This is a genomic window from Sphingobium sp. BS19 (assembly GCF_027925545.1).
Lineage (GTDB): Bacteria > Pseudomonadota > Alphaproteobacteria > Sphingomonadales > Sphingomonadaceae > Sphingobium.
On record NZ_BSEF01000061.1, the window covers coordinates 1 to 5663 of the forward strand.

The following is a 5663-nucleotide window of genomic DNA, read 5'->3' on the forward strand; positions in this document are numbered from 1 at the left end:
CACCTGATCAATGACGACAACGATATGAAGAGGGCCCCGATCGGGGCCCTCTTCATATCGTTAGGCCCGCATCAACAGTGGCCTGCTTTTACTCCGCCCCGGTGGCCTGGAATCTGACCGCCGTTGACACGATATAGACGGCTTCATCATCATCGAACTGATCGATCTCGTAGCGACGGGCGAGAACGGGAACGTCCCAGCCGAGTAGATCGACGAACACGCGTTTGCGCTCTTCAAACATTGATCTGAATACACGGCCGCTCAGCGCGTGTTCGATGCCATTTCCTGTAACAACCATGATCACCTCCATTTGTGAGGCGATCATTCGATCAGCTTGTCATGATCTGCGTTATCCCCAGAACTGGGGAGGGATCGTCAGCGCAGGATATCGGTGAAGCTAATGGCGCCGTCGAAGAGCGCACGAATGGCGAGCATCGTGCGTTTGGTTACACCGTAGCGATCGCGTGCGTCCTTGAGATGCTGCGTTACGGTTTCGGCGCCGACTCCGAGAATTTTGGCGATTTCCCAATCGGTTTTACCCCGCGCAACCAGCGCGACGCATTCGATTTGACGCTCGGTAAGTTGCGGCGCGGCCGCGATAGGAGCGATCGTGGCGCGCGCTATCTTGCGGGCGGCTTCGAATGCGAAACTGCCAACAAGCTGGACGAGCGGCAGTTGCTCTTCATCGAGTTCCTCCCCGTCGCGCATGGCAAAAGAGCAGGAACCGTTTACCTCGCCGGGGACATGCGCAGGGATCGTGAATCCGTCGCCAAGGCCCGCAGATCGAGCCGCCGCCAATACCGCGTGGTCCCGCGGATGGAGTGAGATCATGGCCTCTACCTTCGACCAGGCGAAACCTATGGTCGTCGTATGGCTTGCACGATGGATCGGGTCAGCAGCGTACAGTCGGCCCTCCTCGAACGCATCAACCCAATCTCTCGGATAGCTGACAAGGCGAACGGCTGTGCTTCCGGGGTTCAGTAAGTCGATGTGATGCACGAGCGCGAAATAGCGGAAACCCATCGCTGCCGTAATTTCTTCTACAGCCTGTAGGAGAGCGTGAGGGGTCGAAGCGGCGCGCGCCACAGTGCAGAACGCCTGCACTTCGGCAAGGGTGATCATAAGCCGCCGATCTACTTGCTACACGAGAGCCTCAATATTGAGATGTCCGTCGCGGACAGCGCGAAGCACGAGTTGGGTCCGACGGCGCACGCCGTAACGTCGGCGCGCGCCTTCGACATATTCGTGCACAGTGTCGCGGCTCAGACCCAGAATTTGTCCGATCTCCCAGTCGCTCTTGCCCTGTGCGACCAGATCAATGCAGTCGATCTGGCGCGGGCTGAGCGCTATCGGTACGTTTGCCAGTTCATCGGGACCCAGAAGAGTACGAGCCCGGTCAAACGCAACTGTACCAACCAAACGAGCGGAAAGAAGGTCCGGGCTTGAAATCATCGCGTCACCTTGGCGCGCCACCGTGAATATCGCGTCGGGCTCGTCGCGCATCCTGATCGGCATGGTGAACCCTGCTGCGAGTCCGTGCGCGCGACCCCGCTCCAGGATCGAAAGCTGGCGAGCATTGGGCGCGATATAATCGCCGATCTGATCCCAGGAGAGGCCGCAGACGGTTTTGACGCAAGCGGCGTGAACCGGATCCTCAAGATAGAGACGTGACTCCATGATTTCTTCGATCCAGCGCACCGGATAGGTGGTTATCAGCAGGGCTTTGCGGGTGGTCCGCTTCAAGTCGACATTGTGCACCAATGCGAACCAGCGGAATCCGAACTGGCGCACAATTGCATCGAGCAAGGATTTGAGCTGGTCGAGCGTTGTCGCCTGCCGGCATTCGGCTTCGAATGCGGTGATATCGCCCAAGCGGCCAGCATCTTCGAGACTGCTCATATTGCAAACGATTCGCATTTTGATTGCAGTTTCGTCCAGTCACTATTCGGCGAAGCCATTGAAAAACAAGACCGGCTGCCTTCAGCGCCCAACTCCCCGCAAGAAAAGCACAGGTCGTCTTTGGCACGATTCGACGGTGGTATGATGAAAGGGCACGCGTGACACTTTACCTTCGGGCAAAGTGTCACAGCCGACAAAATGATGAAAATCTGCGGCAAAGGGGATTCACTTCACCCCCCATATGTGCTTGATTCAATCCCGTTATGTTGCACGCTCCGATCATAGGCGACGGCCGCCCGCAACTGGATATGCCCTGCTTGCTGGAAATGCTTGCGCGGTCATCGTCTCGACCGCGATATGCCTTCATGGTGCTCAACCTGATTGCACAGGTTTCCCGATCCGACGGCAGCGCGGGGCCGTTGGTGGCCAAGGGCGGCGGCCTCATTCCCTTGCGCGACTGGCTTTGTGATGCGCTAACCCCGATGGGGCAGCGTGACCCCCGGCGCGTTGCCCTGGAAGAGCGGATACGCAGCGATCTGGCAATGTCGGGCGCATTGCCCGCCAATGTCGGTCAGGCCACGGCAATCGTCGACGACGCCATCCGTGAGCAAGTGCGGGCGTCGGGAAAAACGAATGTGAGCCGGGCGGTATCAGAACTCGTGCGCGCTGGCTTGCTCAAGCGGCACTATCAGGGCTATTGTGTCGATCATCATAATCGCGGTGCGCAGCGCCAAGCCGTCTACGTTCTGGCAGGGTGCGCGCGCGGTCTGATCGGCGGCCGCCAAGAGCAGCCGAGAGCGGTTCCAAGGCAGGCAGAACTGTCGTTCTGATCGCCACGGAACTGGCCAAATTTAACATAACATATATTATCGTACTTAGAGAATGTAGCAGCAACGTTCAAATGTCACAGTCGCGCAAAGTAGAGATGTCTCACTTGGGCTACCGTGCCCTCCGGCTGTTCGGAGGTATTGAGCATGGCGGTGTTGCGTATGAGTACCGAGGAGCTTTCGCGGGTCGAGACGCTGATGCATGTGGTTTCAGGTCGCATGACCGTCACCGAGGCCGCAAGGCTGATGAGCGTCAGCCGCCGCCACGCCCATCGACTGCTGACGCGTTACCTTGACGATGGATCATCCGGGCTTTTGTCACGCCGCCGTGGTCGACCAAGCAACCGGCGCTTGGATGATGCCATCAGAGATCAGATTGTTGCACTGGTTCGGACCCATTATTATGATTTTGGGCCTACATTGGCTGCGGAGTATTTGGCCGAGCGGCATGATCTCCGGATCTCGCGTGAGAAGCTGCGGCAGATGATGATCGAGGCCGGAATTTGGAAGGATCGTCAGGCTCGCCGTCCTCGCCCCTATCAGCCGCGCTACCGCCGGGATTGTCGGGGCGAACTGATCCAGATCGACGGCTCAAAACATTGGTGGTTCGAAGACCGCGGCCCGCAATGCACATTGCTGGTTTATATTGACGACGCGACCAGCGAACTGATGCACCTCAGGATGGTCGAGAGCGAGAGCACCTTCGCCTATATGGAGGCGACCCGCGCGTACATCGAGCGACACGGCAAGCCGGTGGCGTTCTATTCCGACAAGCACAGTGTTTTCCGTAATGCCAAGGCCAGTGCGGCGCGCGGAGACGGTATGACGCATTTTGGCCGCGCACTCGATGCACTGAACATCGAGATCATCTGCGCCAACTCTCCGCAGGCCAAGGGCCGGGTCGAACGGGCCAATGCCACCTTGCAAGATCGCCTGGTGAAAGCGATGCGCCTGGAAGGCATTTCATCGATCGAGGACGCTAACGCTTTCCTCGACAGTTATATGGCCAGGCACAACGAGCGGTTCGCCCGACCCGCCTTCGATGCCCGCGATCTGCACCGCCCGCTTGCACCGCATGACGATCTGCGCTCGATCATGGTCTGGCGTGAGCAGCGGACCGTGACGGCGGCGCTGACGCTGCACTACAACAAGGCGATGTTCATCCTGGAGCCGAACGATGTCAGCGAAAAGCTGGCGCGCAAGCGGGTGACGGTCTGTGAATATCCCGACGGCCGACTGGAGATCGAGCATGAGGGCCATGTCCTGCCCTATCGTCAGTTCGATAAGATGCGGCAGGTGAACCAGCCTGCTATTGTCGAGAACAAGCATCTGGACGCGGCGTTGCTGCTGGCCCGGCAGATGCAGGCGATCATGCCGCATCACCGCAAGCGCAACAACGACGCCCCTGCCCGCCGTGACCAATCCATGCATATGTTCCCCGAGCCGGAACCACCCGCGAAGATCGATCGCCGCAAACTGGGCGGCTCGAAGCTCAAGCGCGGTCCCAGGCTCAGTGATGAGGCGTTGCGCGAACGCGGCACGCTCAGGTTCGTGCAGAGGACATGACCGGGCCCACTGCAGGGCAGCGGGTCCATGGTGCACCACCCCAAAGTCAGCGCATCAGCAGGGTCTGCGCTGCGCTGTGTCGATGGCTCCACGCAGCCCCTGCTGTCCTCAACGTGTGACATTTCTATATGGCGGAGATTGGGACTTCTCTACTTAGCGAGAACACGGTGTGTAAGCGCTAAGTAGAAATGTCACCCCTTTGCTGGATAGAAATGACACCCCCTAGCGTCGCTCGCTATGCATTTGCGCCTTGAGTAGTTTCCGACGCTACTCGCGGCTGTGTGAACGCAGGTAAAGCATGATCCTTCGGATAAAGGATCGCCTTTTCATGAGCAGCTACACGTTTGTTGGCAGCGGGATCGCCTCGCTTGCGGGGGCGGTAATCCTCCTGCGCGATGGCGACGTCGCCGGGAAGGACATCACAATTCTCGAGGAAAGCCACCAGACCGGCGGCGCGTTCGATGCGCACGGCACTGCGGAAGACGGTTATTTCATGAGCGGCAGCCGTATGTTCGAGGCGATGTACCAATGTACCTTCGACCTGCTTGACGGCATCCCCGCAGCGACCGATCCGACGATTTCTGTGACCGAGGAAACCAACCGCGCCGCCAAGACATGGCCGTGGGACAATAAGGTCCGGCTCGTCAACCTGGACGGGAGTGTGCCCGACGCGCACACCATGGGTTTTACCGAACGCGACCGGATCGACCTGGTCAAGCTGATCGGTGAGCCCGAAAGCCTGCTCGACGACAAACGCATCACCGACTGCTTCCAGCCGCATTTCTTCGAGACCAATTTCTGGATGGAATGGTGTACGCTGTTCGCGTTCGAACCGTGGCACAGCGCGATCGAGTTCCGCCGGTACCTGCGTCGCTTCGTCCACCATTTCTCGACTATCGACGTCCAGCACGACATCTATCGCACCGTCCACAACCAGTATGACGGCATCATCGTACCGATCGTCACTTGGCTGAGGGATCGCGGCGTCCAGTTCCGCTACGGCGTCCGCGTTGAGGATCTGGGCTTCGCTGCGGGCAGTGAAGCGATCACCGTTACCAGCATTTCCACGCTGACCGCCGATGGCCCGGCCGCCATCTCAGTCGCGCCCGGTGACCTGGTGTTCGTCACCAACGGGTCGATGACAGCCGACAAGGCGTTCGGGTCAATGACCAAGGCCCCCGGGCTCGATGCGACCAACCATGCGGGCGCGTGGAACCTGTGGGAAAAGCTTGCGGAGGGCCGCCCCGCCTTCGGCAACCCCGCCGCCTTTAACGGCAATGTGGAAGAGAGTTCGTGGATCTCTTTCACCGTCACGGTCAAGGACCCGCTGTTCCTGGAACTGATGGAGCGCTTCAGCGGCAGCGCGGCGGG

General features: G+C 59.3%; 5 protein-coding genes and 1 pseudogene. 3 read left to right on the forward strand and 3 right to left on the reverse strand.

Translation table 11 applies throughout. The features are described from left to right. Positions 1 to 121: 121 nt before the first annotated feature. The 3 genes and pseudogenes from QMG56_RS23040 to QMG56_RS23050 all read right to left on the reverse strand — a co-directional run. Positions 122 to 298 (reverse strand): annotated as a pseudogene (locus tag QMG56_RS23040) (acyl-homoserine-lactone synthase); the annotation flags it as partial. A 77-nt stretch (positions 299 to 375) separates the two neighbouring features. Then, on the reverse strand, positions 376 to 1122 hold the full coding sequence (locus tag QMG56_RS23045) for a LuxR family transcriptional regulator (protein ID WP_281825223.1): 747 nt from the start codon (positions 1120 to 1122) through the stop codon (positions 376 to 378). Between the two features lie 18 nt (positions 1123 to 1140). Then, positions 1141 to 1899, reverse strand: a complete 759-nt coding sequence (locus QMG56_RS23050; RefSeq protein WP_281825225.1) for an autoinducer binding domain-containing protein — start codon at positions 1897 to 1899, stop codon at positions 1141 to 1143. Between the two features lie 263 nt (positions 1900 to 2162). Between QMG56_RS23050 and QMG56_RS23055 the strand changes: the two genes are divergently transcribed. From QMG56_RS23055 to QMG56_RS23065, 3 genes are all read left to right on the forward strand, one after another. Then, entirely contained in the window at positions 2163 to 2729 is a 567-nt protein-coding gene (locus QMG56_RS23055; protein WP_281825227.1) for a hypothetical protein, read from the forward strand. A 144-nt stretch (positions 2730 to 2873) separates the two neighbouring features. Then, the gene (locus tag QMG56_RS23060; protein ID WP_281825228.1) at positions 2874 to 4292 is read left to right on the forward strand and encodes an ISNCY family transposase; all 1419 of its coding nucleotides are present in this window, start codon (positions 2874 to 2876) and stop codon (positions 4290 to 4292) included. 328 nt (positions 4293 to 4620) lie between these two features. Further along, positions 4621 to 5663, forward strand: a 1043-nt coding sequence (locus QMG56_RS23065; protein ID WP_281825230.1) for an oleate hydratase, incomplete at its 3' end; no start/stop codon positions are given.